We start from the raw sequence: 20,583 nt of genomic DNA, 5'->3' as shown, positions 1-20,583 counted from the left end.
TATCGTTAGGTGATCTTCACTCGGCTGCCCGGCATGGTGAGGATCGCTGGAGACCCGAGATGTGGAGCTTGCATGACGCGTGACCTGCCCTTCGACGACGACTCCGAGGGCGCTGAGCAGCCGGGCGACACCGCCTACCGCGTGGCCACGGGGGTCGCGCGTGTCGCCCGTGCGGGCGCGTACGTCACCGGCGGTGCCCTGGTGGCCGCCAACGGCGGCGGGGTCCCGGCCCAGCCGGGCGGCCAGCGTCTGGACAGCTGGAACACCGGGTGGGCGTCCTCCGCCGATCCCGATCCGGATGTGCCGAGCCCGGTGGTGACCTTCCCGGACCCCGATCCGGACGATCTGCCCTACACGCCCGATCCGGTCGGCGCGCAGGCGCCCGCACCCGGACTTCAGTTCGGCCCGGCGCCCGCGCCCGAGGGCCACTGGAACCCCCGCGTCGACGGACAACTCCGTCCGGGCGAGACCGAGAACAACAACCCGTATGAATGGTGGGACGAGCAGGGTTCCGCCCCGGGCTACGCGGACCAGAATCCGTGGGAACAGACGCAGCCGCCGGTCGAATCGGTACCCGGCGGCTCCTCGCCGTACGAATGGTGGGAACAGCAAGGCGGTTTCGGCCTGCCGGGCCACGGGCTCGGCCAGGCCGGGCACGGTTTCGGGCTGCCGGGTTCGGAGGGCTTCCTCGCGCCGGGCTCGAATCCCTTCGCGCTGCCCAAGATTCCGGCCGCGGGACGCACCGAGGAGACCGCCGCGTCGGAGCGCTCGGCGTCGTCGGACCGCGAGCCGGGTCTGGACGAGCCGACCAATCCCTTTGCGCAGCCGGGTAATTCGTACGGCGACATGTTCGGCGGCGTCGGCACGCCCGCCGATTTCGACGCGCCCGGCGATTTCGGGGTGTACCTCGGTGTCGAGGGCAGCGCCGAGATCTGGACCAAGCTCGAAGTCGATATGGGCATCGGCCCCGACGGGATGTATCTCACCACCGATCTGCGCGTCGAGGCCTCGGCCGAGTTCGCGGTGAAGACGGCGGCGGGCACCGATATCGGCACCCAGCTCGACAACTTCTCCGACTGGCTGTCCGGTTCGCGTCAGGATCCGGCCACGCCGCGCGTCGGCGAGCAGCCGGGCGCCTCGACTCCCGGTGTAGGCGGCGGACTTTCGGGCTCGGGCGTCGCGCCCGCCACCACCAGCGCCACCCCGCAGATCGCCCCGGCCGCGCAGCCCGCGCCGCACGCCGCGCCCGCCCCGCAGGCGGTCGCCCCGCCGGTGGCGCCCGCCGCGGCTCCCGCGCCGGTCGTCCCCGCTCCGGCTCCGGTTCCCGCACCTGTCGCGCCGGCTCCCGCGGCCGCCGCGGCGGCTCCCGTGGTGGCCACCCCGTTGCAGACGACGATCCAGCCGGAGGCCGCGAGCACCCCGATCGCGAATGTCATCGGCACTCCCGACGTGCCGTCCCCGCTGACCGCGCCCGCGGCGGTGGTGCCCGCGCTGTTCGTGGATCGTCCGGTGAAAACTCCGGAGCCCACCGTCACGCCGCCCACCGGCTCGCCGAGCACGCCGACGGTCGAACCTGGCAGCACGGCGCCCTCGGTGCCGACCACGATCACCCAGACGGTGCCCACCCCGTCGGTGCCCACACCGACCAAGCCTGACACCGATGTCACGCTGACCCCGGGCGTCACGAAGACGCCAGGTGTCACCGTGCCGCCCACCCAGGGCAACGGCGGCGGCTCGGATTCGACGATCACCAAGACGCCGGGCGCGACCGTCACCCAGCCCACCGGCACCCCCGGCGGCGGTACCGGCAACTCGGGCACCGGATCGCCGACCACGGGCGGCACGGGCACCGACACCGGCGGTTCCGCGGGCACCCCGTCGGTGCCCAGCGCGACCGCCGACGTCCCCACCGTCTCGGTCCCGACCGCGACCGTCGACGTGCCGACCTCGGCGCCCACCGCCGACGTGCCCACGGTCGACGTCCCGACCGCCACGGTGGACGTGCCGACGGTGGAGGTGCCGACCGTCGCGCCGACCACGGTGAACCCGGCGCCGGTCAAGCCGCCGACCATCGTGGAGCCGCCCAAGCCCCGCCCGATCAGCGATGACGACAACCTGGCCGCCTACCATCACGTGGCGACCGCGGGCAGCGCCGACCACTCGTTGCTCGCCGGTGGACTGAGTTCAGGATTGCTGCCCGACACGATCGGGTACCACCAGCCTGTCCACACCGCTCACGACGCCGACCTGTTCTACCGGATCTGACCGGGCGAGGGGAACGACGGACACTGTCCGGGACGGCTTATCGACGAACGAGACCACACGGGAGTTAGGAGGAGGCTTGTCTGCCGCAGCCGGGCTGGGGTCCGCGACGGTGAAACATCCGGACGCGATGACGCCGCTCATCCGGATACTGGACGAACTGCGGGAGACGGCTCGATCCGCGGGACGCGACGACCTGGGCGCACGCCTGGGCATGGTCCGCGCCCGCATCGGCGATCCCCGGGTGCGTCTGGTCGTCGTCGGCGATCCGAAGAACGGGATGAGCACGCTGGTCAACAGTCTGGTCGGCGCGCAGGTCAGCGCCACCGACACCGCGGTGAGCGCCCCCGTGATCGTGGAGTACGGCCCGGAGGCCAGTGCCACGCTGGTGAAGTCGGTGGGGCCGGGCCACACCGAACGCCAGCCGGTGGACCCGCTCGACCCCGGCCCCGCGCTGTTCGCGAAGGGTGTGGTGCGGGCCGAGTTCACTGAGCCGAGCCAGCTGCTCGCCGACGGCATCGTCCTGATGGACGCGCCGGGCTCCGGTGACGAGCGCACCCGCTGGTCGATGATCGCCGCCGCCGACGCGGTGCTCTACGTGACCGAGGCCGCGGCCGAGCTGACGCCCGCGCAGCTGGAGTACCTGCAGCGTGTGCAGCAGTTGTGCCCCACGGTGATCTGCGTGCTGAACAAGATCGACATGTACCCGCAGTGGTCGCACGTGCAGCAGCGCGATCGCGATCTGCTCGACGCCGCGGGCCTCGGTTTCGCGGTGGCGCCGGTCTCGGCGCTGCTGCATCGCCAGGCGGGCAACTACCAGCGCGATATCGAATCCGGGGTGCCGCAGCTGATCGACCACCTGCGTGACTACGTGGTGGCCCGCGCCGACGCTGTCGCGCGGGACTCGGCGCTGCGCGACATCCGGCTGGTCTCCGACCACCTGGCCGTCACCCTCTACACCGAGGCCGAGTCGCTGCGCGACCCGAGCCGCCGGGCCCAGATCACCCAGCAGCTGGCCGCCGCGCGCGAGGACGCCGACCGGCTGCGCCAGCGCACCGCCAACTGGCAGCTCGCGCTGGCCGACGGCGCGACCGAGCTGATGGCCGATATCGAGCACGACCTGCGCCACCGGTTGCGCAGCCTGGTGCGCGACGCCGAAGCCGACATCGCGCGCACCGATCCGGCGCGCACCTGGAAGGAGTTCGGCGAGGACCTCGACGCGCGCATCTGCGAGGCGGTCGAGGAGAACTTCGTCATGGCGCACTACCGCTCGGTGGAGCTGTGCGAGCAGGTGGCCGCGAAGTTCCCCGCCGACAACCGCACCCCGCCGCTGCCGGATCTGCGCCTGGCCAATCCGGGCGAGGTGCTCGAGCCGGTGGCCCCGCTCGAATCGCTGGACAGCGCGAAACCCGCGGTGACCGAACAGTTCCTGTCGGGTCTGCGCGGCTCCTACGGCGGCATCCTCATGGTCGGCCTGGCCACCAGCCTGCTCGGCATGTCGCTGGTGAACTGGTACTCGGCCGGCGCGGGCGTACTGCTCGGCGTCAACGCGATCTGGGACGACCGCAAGAACCGCAAACTGCGCCGCCGGTCGGAGGCCAAGGTCGCGGTCGCGCGGCTCATGGACGACGTGATCTTCCAAGTGAGCAAGGAGTCGCGCAATCGCCTGCGCGCCGTGCAGCGCGCGCTGCGCGACCACTTCACCGATATCGCCGACGAGGTACTGCGCACCGCCGACGACGCGTTGCGCGCGGCGGAGGAGTCCTACAGCAAGTACGGCGACCGCCGCGAGGAGCGCATCGCCGATCTCGAAGCGCAGCTGTCGAGCCTGCGCGCGCTACGCGACCGCGCCGAGGCGCTGACCGCCTGACCCACCCCGCCGACGGGTCAGGCATCCGTGCCGCGGCGCTGGCCGCCCGACCCACCCCCGTTCAGAGCGTCCGCGCCGCCGGAGTGTGCGCGGGCTGGAACTGGCTCGCGTCGCGGGACTCCTCGGCCCGGATCACGTGCGTCACCGCGTTGATCAGCGCCAGGTGGGTGAAGGCCTGCGGATAGTTGCCGAGGTGGCGTCCGCTGCGCGGGTCGATCTCCTCGGCGTAGAGCCGCAGCGGGCTGGCGTAGCCGAGCAGCCGCTCGCACAGGTGCCTGGCGCGTTGCAGTTCGCCGATCTCCACCAGCGCCGACACCAGCCAGAACGAGCAGATGGTGAACGTGCCCTCCTCGCCGGACAATCCGTCGTCGGTGGTCTCGGTGCGGTAGCGCAGCACCAGTCCGTTCTCGGTGAGGTGGTCGGCGATCGCGAGCACGGTCGCGCGGACGCGGTGGTCGTCGGACGGCAGGAAGCGGGTCAGCACCACCAGCAGCAGCGAGGCGTCCAGCGTCGTGCCGCCGTAGGTCTGGGTGAACACCCCTTCGGGGGTGACGCCGTGGGCGAGCACGTCGGCCTTGATCGTCTCCGCGATCTCGTACCATTCGCTCGCCCGCTCGAACTGCCCGTGCAGTTCGGCCAGCTTCGCGCCGCGGTCCAGCGCGACCCAGCACATCACCTTCGACGAGGTGAAATGCTGGGGCTCCCCGCGCACTTCCCAGATACCGCGATCGGGGTCGCGCCAGTGCGCGATGGCCGCGTTCACCTGGCGCTCCAGCAGCGGCCACAGCGTCTCCGGCACCTGCTGGCGCGATTTCACGTGCAGGTACACCGCGTCGAGCATGGTGCCCCAGATGTCGTGCTGGTCCTGGTTGTAGGCGCCGTTGCCGATGCGCACCGGGTGGGCGCCCTCGTAGCCGGAGAGGTGGTCGAGCTCCTGCTCGGTGAGTTCGCGTTCGCCGCCGATGCCGTAGAGCACTTGCAGCGGCACGGGCTCGCCCCGTTCGCCGGTGGTGGCGTCGTTGAGGAAGGCGAAGAAGTCGTTGGCCTCGCGGTCCAGGCCCAGCGTGTACAGGCCCCACAGCGCGAAGCTGGCGTCCCGTACCCAGGTGTAGCGGTAGTCCCAATTGCGTTCGCCGCCAGGGGTTTCCGGCAGCGAGGTGGTGGCCGCCGCCATCAGCGCACCGGTCGGCGCGTAGGTGAGTCCCTTGAGCGTGAGCGCGCTGCGCTGCAGGTAGCTGCGCCACGGATGGTCGGGGAACTTGCCGAGCGTGATCCACTGCCGCCAGCACTCGGTGGTGGCCCACATCTTCTCGGCCGCGTCCGCGAATGTCTTCGGGGCGGGCAGATCCGACCAAGTGAGCGCGACGTACTTCTCGTCGCCGTCCTTCATCCTGGTCCTGGCCCGCGCCTCGCGTCCCTCGAGGCCGAGGCGCAGATCGGTGGTGAGCACCAGCGCGGGACCCTGGCCCGAATCGTCGACGCAGCGGGCGGTGGCCTCCTCGTACACCTTGCCGGTGTATTCCCAGTGGGCGGCGGCGCGGTGGTAGTCGAAGGCGGGCTCGCAGCTCACCTCCAGTTCCACCGTGCCGCTCACGCACTTCACCGTGCGCAGCAGCATGTGCTCGGCGTCCCAGTCCATGGGGGTGCGGCGGTGTGTGCGGCTGCGCTGATCGTTGTTGTGCCAGGTGCCGAGCACCAGCGCGTCGCGCACGATCAGCCAGCCGGTGTCGGTCTGCCAGGTGGTCTCCAGGATCATGCCGCCGGGCAGGTAGCGGCGCGCGGCGGGCACGTTGACGCCGTACGGGCCGACGCGGAAATGCCCGGCGCTGCGGTCCAGGATCGCGCCGAACACGCTGGGGGAGTCGGGGCGCGGTACGCACATCCACTCCACCGCGCCGTTGCTGGCCACCAGGCAGCTGGTCTCGCAGTCGGAGAGGAAGGCGTAGTCGTCGATGGGCGGGAACGAGCCGTGGTGCCTGGATTCGGTGAGCATGCTGGGGACGGGCAGATCATCGGTCGACGCCATACCCCATCATCGGGGCGCGACGCGTCCGCCGTCCACCGCACGCGCCGAGGGCCGCCGCGCGAGCGCGCAGTAGGCTGGAGATCGTGCAGCGCATCGCGGGTTGGTGGGACGGTTTCGAATTGTGGGTGGCGGGTCTGCCGTTCCTCCCGCAGTTCCTCGTGGTGCTGATCGGCATGGTGCCCGTCAGCCTCGGCATCGCCTACCTGCTCGACCGCTCCCTGCGCGCCGTCCTGCGCCTGCTCGGGCGCGACCGCGTGGTCGCCCGCGAGGAGGCCGCCGCCGTCGCCGGTCCGCCGCTGCCCGCGGACTTCCCGGTGCGCGAGGACGCGCGCCGCGAGCCCGCGCAGAGCGGAGTCCGCTGATGCCGCGCTCCCGGGTGCAACTCGCCCTCATCGCCCTGCTCGCGCTCGTCGTGATCGCCTGGTTCTTCACGCGCTGAGCGCTTCCCGACGTCTATGACCGCTCCGGTATGCGCTTCCAGTCGCGCGGGGTCGGTGAACTCGCCGGGCCGCGTTCTTCCGAGCGCGCGGCTGCGGCGACGCGAACATCCGGCCCGTCGCGCTCAGTCCTTGCCCTCCCCGTTGCGCCAATCCGACAGGCGCTTACCGAGCTTGGAGACCGTCTCGCCGACCTCCTGGCCCACCGTGCCGACGGCCGCGCCCACATCGCGGCTCAGGTTGCGCACGGTGCGGATCAGCGGGTCCTCGGACTGGTCGAAGTTCTGGCGGTAGGTGCGCGCCGCGCCCTTGATCTCGTCGCTGATGCGGGCGTTCTTGTCGTGCGCGCGGCGCGGGTAGTCGCCGCCGAGGATGCGCTCGTACTCGCCGGACTGGATCCAGCGGCGCAGCTCGGCCGCCCGCAGCACCGAGAACGGATGCGACTGCAGTTCGAGATTCAGCAGCTTGAGCACGCCGTCGCGCAGATCGCCGGACCGCTCGTAGTCGTCGGCCTGGGCCAGGAACGCGCCGTGGTTCATCTCGGTGAGCCACGCGCCGCCCGCCGTCTTCATGTGCACGCGCACCGACGCCTCCACGTCCTGCCCGCACAGCAGCCCGGCGCGGTCGCCCGACAGTTCGGACTTGCGGCTCCACTCCATCAGCGCCGCCACGATCGCGCGCAACGCCCAGCCGCCCACCGGCATCCACCCGAACGACGATGAGATGCGCAGCAGATGCATGAGCATGGTGCGGTACACCGCGTGCCCCGACAACGCGTGCCCGAGCTCGTGCCCCACCACGAACCGCAGCTCCTCGGTGTCCATCAGCTCGATCAACCCGGTGGTGAGCACGATGAACGGCCGGTCCATGCCGATGGTGAAGGCGTTCACCTGCGGGCTCTGCAGCACGAACATCTCCGGCGTGGTGGGCGCGTCCAGGATGCGCACGCAATCCGCCCGCAGGTGATGCAGCGTGCGGAACTGCTTGTCGTCCACCCGCACCGCCGTCGCCAGGTACAGCAGCCGGTGCTGGCGTTCTTGCAGCAAACCCGACAGCGTGCGCAGCACGGTGTCGAATCCGCTCAGCGAGCGCAGCGTCACCAGCGCGGTGCGATCGGCCGGGTGTTCCCACGTGCGGGTGCTGATCTCGGGGAAGTGCGCGCGCACCCGGTCCGGGCTGTTGGTCATGAGTTGGAACCCCCCTGTTCGGGACATCTCGTCGATTCGATCTCCACCGTAGTGCTCTGCTACAGTCTGCCCGTGTCTTCGAGCGCCGTTCCGCAGGTCCGCCATGAATTGGCGTTGATCGCTGTCGGCAATCTCGCTGTCGCGGACATTCTCTGTCGCTGATCGCTCGTCAGGCACGTCCCGTGGACGCGGCCCGTAAACTCGGCCGCGCTTTTTCACGCGCCGTGCCGGCTCGCCGCTGACGGCAGCTGTGAGCGCGAAATGATGCGTCCAGACCGACACGAACCCTCCGCCCCGGCAGGCCCCGGTGAGGCGGTCGCAGGAAAGGTCCATCCCGATGCCAGGCAGATCATGGTCGCCCACCCTCCGACGGAGCGCCGTAGCCCTCGCCGTGCTCGCGGCCGTCGCGCTCACCGCGTGCAATCCCGGCCCCAGCGACGAGGTCGGTGGAACCGGGGCGGACGGCAGCGGCGGGACGGTGAACTTGTTCGCCTACGCGGTGCCCAAGCCCGGATTCGACCGAGTCGTGCCGCTGTTCAACCAGACCGAGGCGGGTGCTGGAGTCCGGATTCAGCAGTCCTACGGCGCGTCCGGCGACCAGTCGCGCAAGGTGCGCGACGGTGCGGACGCCGACGTCGTGAACTTCTCGGTCGAGCCCGATGTCACCCGCCTGGTCGACGCCGGTTTGGTAGACGAGAACTGGAACTCGAGCGCCGACAAGGGAATCCCCTTCGGCTCAGTGGTGGTGCTGGTGGTGCGGGAAGGCAATCCCAAGAACCTCCGCACCTGGGACGACCTGCTCCGGCCCGGAGTCGAGGTGGTGACGCCCAATCCGTTCAGCTCGGGGGCGGCGAAATGGAACCTGCTGGCCCCTTACGCCGCGAAGTCCGAAGGCGGCCGCGATCCGCAGGCCGGTATCGAATACCTGAGCAGGTTGGTGAGCCCCGACCACATCCGAGTCCAGCCGAAGTCCGGGCGGGAAGCCACCGAAGCATTCCTGCAAGGCACCGGTGATGTGCTCCTGAGCTACGAGAACGAGGCGCTGTTCGTTCAGCGCGAAGGTCATCCGATCGACTTCGTCGTACCGTCGACCACCTTCCGGATCGAGAATCCGGTCGCGGTGGTGAAGAACAGCAAGAACGTCGAGAAGGCTATGGCCTTCCGAGACTTTCTGTTCACACCCGAGGCGCAGCGCGCCTGGGCGGAGGCCGGCTTCCGCCCGGTCGATCCCCAGGTGGCCGCCGACTTCGCGGACGATTTTCCGACACCCGACAAGATCTGGACGATCGATGACCTGGGTGGCTGGCCGACCGTCGACACCGAACTGTTCGCTCCCGACACGGGTTCGGTAGCGGTGGTCTACGACGAAGCCACCAGGTAAGGGACGCCGATCGCACACGGGATACTCGAACAGTGACTGACAGCAGTACCGGCGGTGCCGCGCGGAGCGGAGCCACTCCCCGCTCTCTTGGCCCTGGCAATCAGACGACTCGTCCCCCGCGCGGCAGGTCGATCCGGTCGTGGATCACCGGATCGTCCGGGCACCTCGGTGTCGCGGTGGCCGTGCTGTGGCTCAGCATCATCGTGCTGTTGCCACTGGCCGCGCTGACCGTCGCCTCCTTCGACGCCGGCTTCTCCGGATTCTGGGATGCCGTGACCGCACCGGTTGCACTCGCTTCATTGCGGGTGACCGTGCTGGTATCGGTCGTGGTCGCTCTGATCAACGTGGTGATGGGCACGCTCATCGCCTGGGTGCTGGTCCGCGACGAGTTCCCCGGCAAGGGTCTGGTGAACACGCTGATCGACCTGCCGTTCGCGCTGCCGACCATCGTTGCCAGCATCGTGCTGCTCTCGTTGTACGGTCCGCAGAGTCCGATCGACGTTCACCTCAACGCCACCAAACCCGGTTTGGTAGTGGCGCTGGCGTTCGTAACCCTGCCGTTCGTCGTCCGCTCGGTGCAGCCGGTACTGATGGAGTTGGACAAGGACGTGGAACAGGCAGCGCTGTCGCTCGGCGCGAACAACTGGACTACCTTCCGGCGCATTGTGCTGCCCGCGCTCGCCCCGGCCATCATCAGCGGTGGTGGCCTGGCCTTCGCCCGCGCCATCGGCGAGTTCGGTTCGGTCGTGCTGATCGGCGGCAATATCCCTCGGGAGACCCAGGTGGCCTCGCAATACATCCAGCAGCAGATCGAGATCGACCGTCCGCTCAATGCGGCGGCGGTGTCGGTGGCATTACTCGGGATCTCATTCCTGGTGCTGGTCACCCTGCGTGTCCTCGCCGAACGGACCGCGCGCAAGGACAAGGACAGTTGATGAACCACAGCGCAACGGCGCGCCGCGCCGGATCGGGGGTGATGGTCCGATGAAGCCGTCCGCGCTGACGCGGATCTCGTTGCGCACCGTGGCGCTGGGCTACCTGTTCGTACTGGTGGCGTTACCGATGCTGATCATCCTGTGGCGCACGTTCGAGAACGGTGTCGCAGCGTTTCTCGACTCGATCACGACTCCGGCGGCGCAAGCTGCGTTCCAAGTCTCGCTGCTCATCGTGGCGATAGTGGTCCCGCTCAACGTCGCCTTCGGCGTCGTTACCGCGCTCGCGCTGGTGCGGGGCAATTTCCCGGGCCGGACCCTGCTGCAGGGCATCGTCGACCTGCCGTTCGCCGTATCGCCAGTTGTGGTGGGTGTCGCGCTGATCATGCTGTGGGGCGCCAACGGCTGGTTGGGCGGTGTCGAAGGTCTGGGGTTCAAAGTGATCTTCGGGCTGCCCGGAATGGTGATCGCCACCATCTTCGTGACCCTGCCGTTCGTGGTGCGCGAAGTCGAGCCCGTCCTGCACGAGATCGGCATCGAACAGGAACAGGCCGCGGCGACCCTGGGGGCGTCGGGATGGCAGACCTTCGTACGTGTCACGTTGCCCGCCATCCGATGGGGCCTCGGCTACGGTGTGGTGCTCACCGTCGCGCGCTCGCTCGGTGAGTTCGGTGCGGTGATCATGGTGTCGTCCGGATTCCCCGGCGTCTCGCAGACGCTGACCCTGCTGGTGCACAGCCGCTACATCGATGACCACAACACCTTCGGCGCGTACTGCGCCGCGACGCTGCTGATGGGGATAGCGATCGTGACCCTTTTGTTGATGACCCTCCTCGAACGCAAGCGGGGCGACCAATGATCACCGTGACCGGTGCGCGCAAGAAATACGGTACGTTCGCCGCACTCGACGACGTCACCATCGACATCCCGTCCGGCGAGTTGACCGCGCTGCTCGGGCCCTCCGGCTCGGGCAAATCGACTCTGCTGCGTTCGATCGCCGGACTCGAGACGCTGGATTCCGGCGTCGTGGTGATCGCCGGCAACGACGTGACCCACGTGCCGCCGCAGAAGCGCGATATCGGCTTCGTGTTCCAGCACTACGCCGCGTTCAAGCACATGACGGTGCGCGACAACGTCGCGTTCGGCCTCAAGATCCGCAAGCGTCCGAAGGCCGAGATCACCAAGCGCGTCGACGAGCTGCTCGGCATCGTCGGCCTGGACGGCTTCCAGCACCGGTACCCGGCGCAGCTCTCGGGCGGTCAGCGCCAGCGCATGGCGCTGGCCCGCGCGCTCGCGGTGGACCCGCAGGTGCTGCTGCTCGACGAGCCGTTCGGCGCGCTGGACGCCAAGGTCCGCGCCGATCTGCGCACCTGGCTGCGCCGCCTGCACGACGAGGTGCACGTCACCACCGTGCTGGTCACCCACGACCAGGAGGAGGCGCTCGACGTCGCCGACCGGATCGCGGTGATGAACAAGGGCCGCATCGAACAGTTCGGCAGCCCCGAGGACGTCTACGACCGGCCCGCCAACGAATTCGTCATGTCCTTCCTCGGCGATGTGGCGCGGCTCAACGGCCACCTGGTGCGCCCGCACGACATCCGCATCGGCCGCGATCCCAGCATGGCGCTGGCCAAGGACGAGGGCACCGCCGATTCGGCCGGCGTCACCCGCGCCACCGTCGAGCGCGTCGTCCACCTCGGCTTCGAGGTCCGCGTCGACCTCCTCAACGCCGCCACCGGCGACCGCTTCTCCGCCCAGGTCACCCGCGGCGACGCGGAAGCGCTGCGCTTGTCGGACGGGGAGACCGTGTACGCGCGGGCGACCCGCATTCCGGAGCTGCCGGAGACGTGATGGGCTGCCTACGCCCTCACGCGGGGCGGTGCACCCGATAGCGAAGGTGGGTGACGTCCCGGTCGTCGAGGCGGCGGACGAGCTCGAGTTCGATGTGTTCGTCGCCGAGATGGTCGAACAGCCGACGGCCCTCGCCGAGGAGCACCGGAACGAGGTGGATCTCCATCTCGTCGAGATGCCCGGCGCGCAACAGTGATTGGGCCGCGCCTGCGCCGTGGACCATGACGGGCCGGTCACCGGCGGCCGCACGGGCTTGACGCGCGCAGTCGTCGACATCGGTGACGAAACGCGCGTGGCCGGGCGGCACGTCCCCGTCCTCGACGCGATGGGTGAGGACGAAGATCGGCACGCCGTCGTGATGGTCACCTTGCCAGCGCCGGGCGAGTTCGAACGTCCGCCGGCCGGAGATGAGCGCGCCGGTGGCCAGCGCCTCGCGATAGATCTGCCCGCTGGGACCGTCGGATTCCCGGTCGTCGAGCCAGTTGAACAACCGCCCGCCCCCACGCCCGAGCTCCTGTCCCGGCCGATCGTCCGGCCCGGCGATGAAGCCGTCCAGCGACATCGACATATATAGCCGAATCGGATTGCTCATCGAACCTCCGTCGTCCACCCGCAATGGGGAACCGTGCCACCCCTCGATGCGAGCGGGTGTGAAAGTAGAGACTCCGCGCACCACACAATCTCATCGCTCGACGCGGTCTCACCTGCCGCGACTTATTCGACAAAGACACTGATCCTTGCCGACGTTGCGTGATGCCGACCGGGGAGACGCGGTTGCCCGCCGTCTGGCAGACGACGGGCAACCGTAGACCGGCGAACGGTGAATGTCCTCTCCCTGGAAGGGGATCCGTGTGTTCGGGTGGGTGGGCGGTGGTGTCGGCCGGTCGTCCTGCTGTTCTTCACGGGGCTGGTGGGGCGAACGGGGCGGCGGTGTGCGGACAACCGGTTGTCCTGTGCTTGGCATCACGATCGCGGGATGGTTGCGTGGGCGGTGTTCGAAGCACGTCCGCTCGTCGATCGGGTATTTCGCGATGGCAGTAGGTATGGGTTTGAGCATCGGCACGGTGAACACGGTTTCCGCGCGCGCGGAGGAAGGGGCGGGGAAGGCGCCGCCGGGCCTGCTGCTCGGCCACCGCCGCGCCGCGGGTCGCGCGCCGGCCGTCACCAGACGCACCACCCTCACCTTCGACAGCACGGGCACCGCCCGCGTCGGACTCATCCCGCGCCACGGCCGCGCCATCACCGAATTCGCCGATCTGGGCCAGCGCGCGGTGCGGGCCAGGGTCGCGCACCGCTCGCTCGGCCCCGCCGACCTGGTCGCCCTGGTGACCGACCGCCTTGTCGCCGAGGCGCGCACCGAATGCGGCGACGGACTCGGCGTCGCCCTCACCCATCCGGCCGTCTACACGGCCGAGCAGGTCGCCCGACTACGCGAGGCGCTGGACTCGATCGGGCGCGAGGACGTCGCGCTCGTCGCCGAACCGGTCGCGGCCGCGACCTGGCTGGAGGCCGAACACGGCCCGCTCATGCCGGGTCTCACGCTCGTCTACGACCTGGGCGGAGCCAGCCTCGACGTCACGCTGGTGCGGGTCGGCGCGGGCCGCCCGCACAATCCGATCGTCGGAATACCCTTGCGCTCAGCGGATTTCGGCGGTCGGGCGTTCGGCGCGTCGGTCGTGACGCGCGGTGCGGGCGATTCGTCGTCGGTCGACGCCGATGAACTGCGCATCGCCCACGTGCGGTCCTCGCTGGAGCTGGTCTACCGCTGCCTCGGCCTGGCCGACGTGACGATGGCCGACGTGGACCGCGTGCTCGTGGTCGGCGGCGCGGCCCGGCCCGCCGAGGTGGCGCGGGTGCTGGAGGAGGAACTGGCGCGACCGGTGATCGTCGCCCGGGATCCGGAGCGCACCATCGCCGACGGTGCCGCGTTGCTGGCCCGCCGCACGGCCGAGGCCGCCGAGGAGGCGGCCGGCGTGCGCAAGCGGCGCGGTCTGCTGTCCGCTCGGCGGCGCAAGCCCGCGCGTGTGGCCGCGGCGCTCGCGATGATCGCGAGCGGTGTCGGTGTGGCGATCGCCGTCCCCGCCGACGGCGTGATCGCCGGATTGGGCGCCCTGGGACTGTTCTGATCGGAACCATTCGACGGCGGCCGGGCACGCGAGCCCGGCCGCCGTCGGCGTGTCTGCCGTCAGAGTTGACGTGACCCATCGTTGGTGTAACTATTGGGTACAGGTAATACGTCCCATGAGGAAGGCAGTGACGACGATGTCGACAGCCGCGACGCCCGCAGTTGATCCCGATCTCGCGAAGGCGCAGGAATACGCCGCCAGGCTGTTGCTGCTGTCCGAGGGCTCGGTGAACAAGCACTTCGACCCGTTCGAGGACATCGACTGGGACAACCCGGACTACGCCGCCGACGCCGGCGAGGAGCGCTGGATCCTGCCCAAGTCGGCCGATCCGCTCGCTCGCCACCCCTGGTACCTGGCCCTGTCCAAGGACGAGCAGATCACCCTCGGCAAGTACCGCCAGGCCAATATCGCCAAGGTCGGGCTCCAGTTCGAGTCCATCCTGATCAGCGGCATGGTGACCTACAACTTCGGCCTGCCCAACGGCTCGCCCGAGTTCCGCTACTGCTCCCACGAGATGATCGAGGAGCACAACCACACCCTGATGTTCCAGGAGATGGTGAACCGCATCGGCATCGACGTGCCCGGCATGGGCCCGCTGGTGAGCATGTTCAAGTACCTCGCCGCGCCGGTCGCCGCCAAATTCCCCAACCTGTTCTTCATGGCCGTGCTCGCCGGCGAGGAGCCGATCGACCACATCCAGAAGGAGATCCTGCGCTCCGGCGAAGAGGTCCACCCGATCATGCTCGGCGTGATGGCCATCCACGTCGCCGAGGAGGCCCGCCACATCTCCTTCGCGCACGAGTTCCTCAAGAAGCACGTGCCCGAGGTGAACGCGGCCAACAAGTTCGTGCTCTCGATCGCCATGCCGACGATCATGTTCATCCTGGGCCGCTCCATCGCGACCCCGCCGAAGTCGTTCTTCAAGGAGTTCGACATCCCGGCCAAGGTCCGCAAGGAGCTGTTCTACGGCTCGCCCGAGGCCAAGCAGGTCTTCGCCGACTACTTCGTCGACGTGCGCGCGCTGGCCAAGGAGCTCGGCCTGATGAACCCGATCTCCAAGCGGGTGTGGAAGCTGCTGGGCATCGACGGCCCGATGAGCCGCTACCGCTCGGAGCCGCTGCGCGTCGTCAAGGCGAGCTGAGCGGCGGTACCCCATGCCCTACGTCGTCACTCAATCCTGTTGCAGCGACGCGTCGTGCGTGTACGCCTGCCCGGTCAACTGCATCCATCCCACGCCCGACGAACCGGACTTCCTGACGGCGGAGATGCTCTACATCGACCCCAAGGCGTGCGTGGACTGCGGCGCGTGCGCGACGGCCTGCCCGGTCGACGCGATCAGTTCCTCGAAGAAGCTCACCGAGGAGCAGAAGCCGTTCATCGAGATCAACGCCGACTTCTACCGGCAGAGCCGGCCGCGCCCGCTGCTGGCCCGGCCGGTGCCCGCGGCGAAGATCCACACGAAGCGCTCCCCGCTGCGGGTGGCGATCATCGGATCGGGACCGTCGGCCATGTACGCCGCCGACGAACTGCTCACCCAGCCGAACGTGGCGGTCACGGTGTTCGACCGGCTGCCCGTGCCCTACGGCCTGGCCCGCCACGGCGTGGCGCCCGACCACGCGCGCACCCGGCAGGTCAGCCACCTGTTCGACGTGATCTCGGCGCAGCCGGGCTTCGGCTCGTACCTGAACGTCGAGGTCGGCTCGCACATCACCCACGAGGAGCTGCTCGCGCACTTCCACGCGGTGATCTACGCGGTGGGCGCCTCCACCGACCGCAAGCTCGGCATCCCCGGTGAGGGCCTGCCCGGCACCGTGTCGGCCACCGATTTCGTGGCCTGGTACAACGGGCATCCCGACCACGCGGACGACGAGTTCGATCTGTCCGCGCGGCGCGCGGTGATCGTGGGCAACGGCAACGTCGCGCTCGACGTGGCGCGCATCCTGGTCAGCGATCCCGATTCGCTGGCGGGCACCGATATCGCGCCCTACGCGCTGAAGGCGTTGCGGGAGAGCAAGATCGAGGAGGTCGTGATCGCGGCCCGCCGCGGTCCGGCCGAATCCGCGTTCACCGTCCCGGAATTCGTCGGCCTGCTGGCCGCGGATCTGGACATCGTGGTGGCGGGCGAACTGCCCCCGATCACGCCGGACCTGCCGTACAAGGTCGAGCAGAAGCTGCGGCTGCTGCACCAGGTGGCGGACCGCCCGGTGGGCGACCGCAAGCGGATCGTGTTCCGCTACTTGTCCACTCCGGTGGCGGTGCTCGGCGAGGACCGGGTGGCCGGTATCGAGCTGGCCCGCAACGAGTTGGTGGTGGGCGAGGACGGCCGCACCACCGCGGTGGCGACCGGTGAGACCGACCGCGTCGAAGCCGGGCTGGTGCTCACCTCGGTGGGCTATCGCGGTGTGCCGCTGCGCGGGCTGCCGTTCGACGAGCGCGCCGGTGTCATCCCGAACAGCGCGGGCCGGGTGCTCGACGGCGTCGACGGCCCGGTGCTGACCGGCTCGTACGTGACCGGCTGGATCAAGCGCGGCCCCACCGGCTTCATCGGCACGAACAAGTCGTGCGCGCAGGAGACGGTGCGGCAGCTGGCCGACGACTACAACGCGGGCAAGCTGCCCGAACCCGCCCGTGGCGCCGCCGATTTCGATCGGCTGGTGCGCGAACGCAGGCCCAGCGTGATCGCCGGTGGCGCGGTGAGTCCGCAACCGGGTCCGCTACGCAGGCTGCTGGCTCGCGCCTGAGGCCCGCCGCTCTCGGTCCGCGATGAGGGCGGACGAGACCACGCCGAACGTCACGCCCTTTCCGGCGTGACGTTCGGCGTTTTCGCGGTCAGCGCGCGGTGAATCCACCGTCGATCGTCAGCGCCGCGCCGGTCACGAAGCTCGACTCCGAGCTGAGCAGGTAGGCGCACAGCGGCGCGATCTCGTCCGCGCTCGCGACGCGGCCCAGCGGGTGCAACGCTTCGACCCGCGCCACGCCTTCGGGGGTCGCGCCCATCGAGGAGCGGAAGGCGGGGGTGTCGACCGCGCCGGAGACCAGTGCGTTCACCCGGACCCCGCGCTCGGCGCCCTCCATCGCGACGGCGCGGGTGAGCCCGATGACGCCGTGCTTGGCCGCCACGTACGGGGCGACCGAACCCATGCCGACCACGCCGAGGTTGGAGGCGGTGTTGAGGATCGCACCGCCGCCGGAGGCCGCGATGGCCGGCACCTGGTGGCGCAGGCCGTAGAAGACCGCCGTCAGGTTGAGTTCGATATCGGCGCGCCAACCGTTTTCGTCGATCTCCTCGACGGGGCCGTAGGCGCTGATCGCGCCCGCGTTGTTGAACGCGGCGTCGAGACGGCCGTACTCGGTCACGGCCGTGTCGGTGAGGTGCGCGACCTCGGATTCCACGGTCACATCGGTGGGGACGAACGTGACCCGCGCGCCGGCGTCGCGCAGGCGTTCGGCGACCTCCTCGCCCGCGTCCTTGCCGCGCGCACCGAGGACCAAGGTCGCGCCCTCGGCGGCGAGCCGCTCCGCCACCGCGAGCCCGATGCCCGAGGTGGCTCCGGTGATGAGCACGACCCGATCGGCGAATCGTGTCGCCATGGTGACCACTTCCCTTCTGGTTTTTGACCTTTCGTGTGCGTTGTCCGGCCGGTGCTATCGAGTCAACCGGTCCGTCGGTGGGCGTGCTGGCGGAGATCGGCCATGGCATTTGACGTGTCATCTATAGGGTGGAATGGGCGTCGTCGAGCGGGGAAACTCGTGGCAATCCTTCAGTTACCGACCGGTCGGTGTCTGTTACCCGATTTGCCGGAGGGTGACCACCCCGTGACCCGCTACTCGCGAGTAGCGACTTCGGGTCGCTGATTGGTAGCGGAATCGGGCCTGGCGCTTGGTTTTTGCGACGCGTCGAGGGGGCTGGACCGTCGGTCGCGGGCCTTCCTACCTGGGCGTTCGACCCATCATCAACAGAAGCAAAACGTTTCATATCAAATTGGCATCCGGAAAAGTCGATCAGCAGCTAACCTGTGGGGGCTGTTTGGAAGACGACCGCGGCCACATGGCTGGACTGTGTGCTGGACGTGGTCACGGTGCGTTGACGGGATGGCATATGACTACTGGTCTGGGTTTCAGCATCGGTTCAGTGAACTCCGTGTCGGCCGCGGTATCGGCCGCCGGACTACGACCGACCGTGCGTACCCGGCGAACCGCGCTCACCTTCGACGACGCGGGTGGCGCACGACTCAGTCGCATCTCCCAGTACGACACCGCCACAACCGAATTCGCCGACCTCGCGCGCGACCCCGAAGCCATGATCGTCGGCGGCAGGCTCTTCTCGCCCGCGAACCTCGTGGCGGCGGTGGTGAACGGGCTGCTGGAGGGCGCCGAACCTGATTCGGGCGCCGTGGCCACGTATCCGGCCGTCTACACCGACAAACAACTCGCGCTGCTGCGCCAGGCGCTCGACCTCGGCGGCGCGCGGCATGTGCTGCTGGTGCCGGAGCCGGTGGCCGCCGCCGAATGGCTGGACTGGGAGCACGGGCCGCTCGAGACCGGCTTCGTCCTCGTCTACGACCTCGGCGGCGAGAGTCTGGACGTCTCGGTGGTGCGCGTGGGACCGGACTGGGAAGACCACCCGATCGTGGGAAAGCCGGTCCGCTCTTACGATTTCGGCGGGCGCTCGCTGGGCGACATGATCGCCAGGTACGGAGGCCGGTCCGCGCCGGGCGCTGCGCTGCCGATGACCGCGATGGTCGACGTCGACGGGTTGCGCGCCGACCACGTGCGCGATTCCTTCGATCTGGTGCGCGACTGCGTGCGCTCCACCGGGCTGGCGATGTCGGATATCAGCCGCGTGCTGCTCGTCGGCGGTGCGTCGCGCCCCGCGGAGGTGGCGCGGACCCTGGGGGAGTTGGGGCGGCCGGTCGTGGTGTCGGCCGATCCCGGCCAGATCACCGCGGTGGGTGCCGCGCGGTTCGCGCTGCGCGCCTTCGCACCCGCCGGTGACGGTGATCGTCCTGCCCCGCGCGTGGCCGTATTCTCCAGTGCGGCAGTGGCTTCCGCGCTCGCGATGTCGGCGGCGACCGTGTTCGGCGGGTCCGGTGATTCGGGGCTGCTGCCGGTGCTCGACCGGTTCCCCGTCGCGCTGCCGCTGCCGCCGAACGCGCTGCTGTACGAGCCGAACGGTGACACCGTGGTGGATCGCGCGGTGCGCAACGGCCTGCCCGCGAGCCTGGTGCAGAACGCCACCTTCGCGATGAGCGGGGTGAGCGCGGTGAGTCGCGCGATGTCGTCGGTGGGCCAGACGATGACCTACGGGCCCGCGCTCACGCGCAGCGGCGTGCTCGGTGATCATCGGTCGGGCAGCCCCGGCGATCACCGAACCGGCGGCACGGGAACGCAATACGCCGATCCGGCGCACTTCCGGAACCCGCTGCCGTTCCAGCGCGACCGGCCGGTGAGTTCGCCCGGCTGGGAGCGGCCCGGGGTGCCCGGGATCAGCCTGCCGTCGCTGCCGAACCCGAACAATCCGGCGCCGCAGCCGAATCCGGGGCCCGTGGATCCGATCGGGGAGGTGCCGGGGAGCGGGGTGCCCGGTGTGGGGACGCCCGGCTCCGGACTGCCGGGGACCGGAGCGCCCGGAACGGGGGCGCCGGGAACCGGAGCGCCGGGCACGGGGGCGCCGGGAACTGGCGAAACTCCCGGTGCGGGTACGCCTTCCAACGGTGCGCCCGGGACCAACCCGTCCGACGGTTCGCCGACCGGCGGTTCCGGTGGTACATCGGGCGGATCGACGGGAACCGGCGGCGCGGCCGGCGGTGGGGCATCGACCGGCGGAGGTACCGGCGGTGGGGCCTCCTCCGGCGGTGGTTCCGACAGCGCCGGAGGCGGAACCTCCTCGGGCGGTGCGTCTTCCGGCGGCGCCGGCTCGGGCGGCTCCGGTGGCTCGGGTGGTGACTCCTCCGGTGGTGGTGCTTCAGGCGGAGGTGCTTCCGGTGGTGGCGCTTCCGGTGGTGGCGCTTCCGGTGGTGGTGCGTCCGGCGGTGGTGCGTCGGGCGGCGCATCGGGTGGCGGCAAATCCGGCGGGGGCGCGTCCTCGGGTGGGTCCGGCGGCGGCAACTCCTCCGGCGGCGGCGCCTCGTCCAGCGGCGGTGGCGGCAACTCCTCCTCCGGCGGCAACTCTTCGGGCTCCAACTCGTCCTCCCGTGGCGGCGGTGGCTCGGGCGGCAGCCAGTCCTCCGGTGGCTCCGGCGGTTCACGCTCCGGCGGCGGCTCCGACAGCTCCGGCGGCAGCTCGAGCTCCGGCGGCGGCTCCAAGTCCGGCGGCGGTTCGGGTGGTTCGGGCGGCGGCGGCAACGGTGGTGGTGGAGGCGGCGGCGGTGCCCGTGGCGGCGGCCGCTGACGAAGCGCTCACAGCCACAAGCGATCCCGCGCAGACCCGTCGCAAATTCGCCGCGTGTTCGGTTGAGCGGCACGGATCGCGATGTCACAGTGACGGCGAAACCGGAGCCTCGCGGGCGGG

General features: G+C 69.9%; 16 protein-coding genes. 12 read left to right on the top strand and 4 right to left on the bottom strand.

Annotated features, from left to right (window positions below; genetic code table 11):
* Positions 1-72 precede the first annotated feature (72 nt).
* Positions 73-2,265, top strand: coding sequence for a hypothetical protein (locus DFR74_RS21990; RefSeq protein WP_113975239.1), 2,193 nt, complete (start codon positions 73-75; stop codon positions 2,263-2,265).
* A gap of 76 nt (positions 2,266-2,341) precedes the next feature.
* On the top strand, positions 2,342-4,132 hold the full coding sequence (locus tag DFR74_RS21985) for a dynamin family protein (protein WP_067512013.1): 1,791 nt from the start codon (positions 2,342-2,344) through the stop codon (positions 4,130-4,132).
* A gap of 61 nt (positions 4,133-4,193) precedes the next feature.
* On the opposite strand, the gene DFR74_RS21980 is transcribed toward DFR74_RS21985, so the two are convergent.
* The gene (locus DFR74_RS21980) at positions 4,194-6,158 is read right to left on the bottom strand and encodes a glycoside hydrolase family 15 protein (protein WP_084537980.1); all 1,965 of its coding nucleotides are present in this window, start codon (positions 6,156-6,158) and stop codon (positions 4,194-4,196) included.
* 83 nt (positions 6,159-6,241) lie between these two features.
* Here DFR74_RS21980 and DFR74_RS21975 point away from each other — a divergent pair, with 83 nt between their 5' ends.
* The gene (locus DFR74_RS21975; protein WP_084537979.1) at positions 6,242-6,520 is read left to right on the top strand and encodes a hypothetical protein; all 279 of its coding nucleotides are present in this window, start codon (positions 6,242-6,244) and stop codon (positions 6,518-6,520) included.
* 200 nt (positions 6,521-6,720) lie between these two features.
* On the opposite strand, the gene DFR74_RS21970 is transcribed toward DFR74_RS21975, so the two are convergent.
* Positions 6,721-7,782, bottom strand: coding sequence for a M48 family metallopeptidase (locus tag DFR74_RS21970; RefSeq protein WP_067512009.1), 1,062 nt, complete (start codon positions 7,780-7,782; stop codon positions 6,721-6,723).
* A gap of 72 nt (positions 7,783-7,854) precedes the next feature.
* On the opposite strand from DFR74_RS21970, the gene DFR74_RS37840 reads away from it, so the two are divergent.
* From DFR74_RS37840 to DFR74_RS21950, 5 genes are all read left to right on the top strand, one after another.
* Positions 7,855-7,944, top strand: a complete 90-nt coding sequence (locus DFR74_RS37840; protein ID WP_309546086.1) for an Ms4533A family Cys-rich leader peptide — start codon at positions 7,855-7,857, stop codon at positions 7,942-7,944.
* A 175-nt stretch (positions 7,945-8,119) separates the two neighbouring features.
* On the top strand, positions 8,120-9,163 hold the full coding sequence (locus tag DFR74_RS21965; protein WP_067512007.1) for a sulfate ABC transporter substrate-binding protein: 1,044 nt from the start codon (positions 8,120-8,122) through the stop codon (positions 9,161-9,163).
* A 131-nt stretch (positions 9,164-9,294) separates the two neighbouring features.
* The gene (cysT, locus tag DFR74_RS21960) at positions 9,295-10,098 is read left to right on the top strand and encodes a sulfate ABC transporter permease subunit CysT (RefSeq protein WP_067512046.1); all 804 of its coding nucleotides are present in this window, start codon (positions 9,295-9,297) and stop codon (positions 10,096-10,098) included.
* Positions 10,099-10,147: 49 nt separating this feature from the next.
* Complete coding sequence (gene cysW / locus DFR74_RS21955; protein ID WP_067512005.1) at positions 10,148-10,954, top strand: sulfate ABC transporter permease subunit CysW; 807 nt, start codon at positions 10,148-10,150, stop codon at positions 10,952-10,954.
* Positions 10,951-11,946, top strand: coding sequence for a sulfate/molybdate ABC transporter ATP-binding protein (locus DFR74_RS21950; protein ID WP_067512003.1), 996 nt, complete (start codon positions 10,951-10,953; stop codon positions 11,944-11,946). The genes cysW and DFR74_RS21950 overlap by 4 nt, the downstream gene beginning before the upstream one ends.
* A 16-nt stretch (positions 11,947-11,962) precedes the next feature.
* Here the strand turns inward: DFR74_RS21950 and DFR74_RS21945 are convergent, their stop codons facing one another.
* Positions 11,963-12,538: a dihydrofolate reductase family protein gene (locus DFR74_RS21945; protein WP_067512044.1), complete on the bottom strand. Its 576-nt coding sequence runs from the start codon at positions 12,536-12,538 to the stop codon at positions 11,963-11,965.
* Between the two features lie 439 nt (positions 12,539-12,977).
* On the opposite strand from DFR74_RS21945, the gene DFR74_RS21940 reads away from it, so the two are divergent.
* From DFR74_RS21940 to DFR74_RS21930, 3 genes are all read left to right on the top strand, one after another.
* Positions 12,978-14,072, top strand: coding sequence for an Hsp70 family protein (locus DFR74_RS21940; protein WP_067512001.1), 1,095 nt, complete (start codon positions 12,978-12,980; stop codon positions 14,070-14,072).
* A 115-nt stretch (positions 14,073-14,187) separates the two neighbouring features.
* Positions 14,188-15,213 (top strand): AurF N-oxygenase family protein, encoded by a 1,026-nt coding sequence (locus DFR74_RS21935; protein WP_228791319.1) that lies wholly within the window; start codon positions 14,188-14,190, stop codon positions 15,211-15,213.
* A 13-nt stretch (positions 15,214-15,226) separates the two neighbouring features.
* Positions 15,227-16,813 carry an FAD-dependent oxidoreductase gene (locus tag DFR74_RS21930; protein WP_067511997.1) on the top strand — a complete coding sequence of 529 codons (1,587 nt, stop codon included), beginning with the start codon at positions 15,227-15,229 and terminating at the stop codon, positions 16,811-16,813.
* Positions 16,814-16,901: 88 nt separating this feature from the next.
* Here DFR74_RS21930 and DFR74_RS21925 read toward each other — a convergent pair whose 3' ends face one another.
* Positions 16,902-17,663: an SDR family NAD(P)-dependent oxidoreductase gene (locus DFR74_RS21925; protein ID WP_067512042.1), complete on the bottom strand. Its 762-nt coding sequence runs from the start codon at positions 17,661-17,663 to the stop codon at positions 16,902-16,904.
* A gap of 589 nt (positions 17,664-18,252) precedes the next feature.
* Between DFR74_RS21925 and DFR74_RS36720 the strand changes: the two genes are divergently transcribed.
* A complete protein-coding gene (locus DFR74_RS36720) occupies positions 18,253-20,463 on the top strand; it encodes an Hsp70 family protein (protein WP_195125775.1) in 2,211 nt (736 codons plus the stop codon).
* The last annotated feature ends 120 nt before the right edge of the window (positions 20,464-20,583 follow it).

Source organism: Nocardia puris, from assembly GCF_003315035.1.
In the GTDB taxonomy this organism is placed as follows: Bacteria; Actinomycetota; Actinomycetes; order Mycobacteriales; family Mycobacteriaceae; genus Nocardia; species Nocardia puris.
The sequence above is the reverse complement of the archived record's forward strand: the minus strand, read 5'-3'. Positions and strand labels throughout refer to the sequence as shown.

What these genes read in the sequence shown, in the direction of transcription:
- DFR74_RS21990 (WP_113975239.1), top strand. Translation starts at nt 73, where the DNA reads ATGACGCGTGACCTGCCCTTCGACGACGACTCCGAGGGCGCTGAGCAG.
- DFR74_RS21980 (WP_084537980.1), bottom strand. Translation starts at nt 6,158, where the DNA reads ATGGCGTCGACCGATGATCTGCCCGTCCCCAGCATGCTCACCGAATCC.
- DFR74_RS21970 (WP_067512009.1), bottom strand. Translation starts at nt 7,782, where the DNA reads ATGACCAACAGCCCGGACCGGGTGCGCGCGCACTTCCCCGAGATCAGC.
- DFR74_RS21965 (WP_067512007.1), top strand. Translation starts at nt 8,120, where the DNA reads ATGCCAGGCAGATCATGGTCGCCCACCCTCCGACGGAGCGCCGTAGCC.
- cysW (WP_067512005.1), top strand. Translation starts at nt 10,148, where the DNA reads ATGAAGCCGTCCGCGCTGACGCGGATCTCGTTGCGCACCGTGGCGCTG.
- DFR74_RS21950 (WP_067512003.1), top strand. Translation starts at nt 10,951, where the DNA reads ATGATCACCGTGACCGGTGCGCGCAAGAAATACGGTACGTTCGCCGCA.
- DFR74_RS21945 (WP_067512044.1), bottom strand. Translation starts at nt 12,538, where the DNA reads ATGAGCAATCCGATTCGGCTATATATGTCGATGTCGCTGGACGGCTTC.
- DFR74_RS21940 (WP_067512001.1), top strand. Translation starts at nt 12,978, where the DNA reads ATGGCAGTAGGTATGGGTTTGAGCATCGGCACGGTGAACACGGTTTCC.
- DFR74_RS21935 (WP_228791319.1), top strand. Translation starts at nt 14,188, where the DNA reads ATGAGGAAGGCAGTGACGACGATGTCGACAGCCGCGACGCCCGCAGTT.
- DFR74_RS21930 (WP_067511997.1), top strand. Translation starts at nt 15,227, where the DNA reads ATGCCCTACGTCGTCACTCAATCCTGTTGCAGCGACGCGTCGTGCGTG.
- DFR74_RS21925 (WP_067512042.1), bottom strand. Translation starts at nt 17,663, where the DNA reads ATGGCGACACGATTCGCCGATCGGGTCGTGCTCATCACCGGAGCCACC.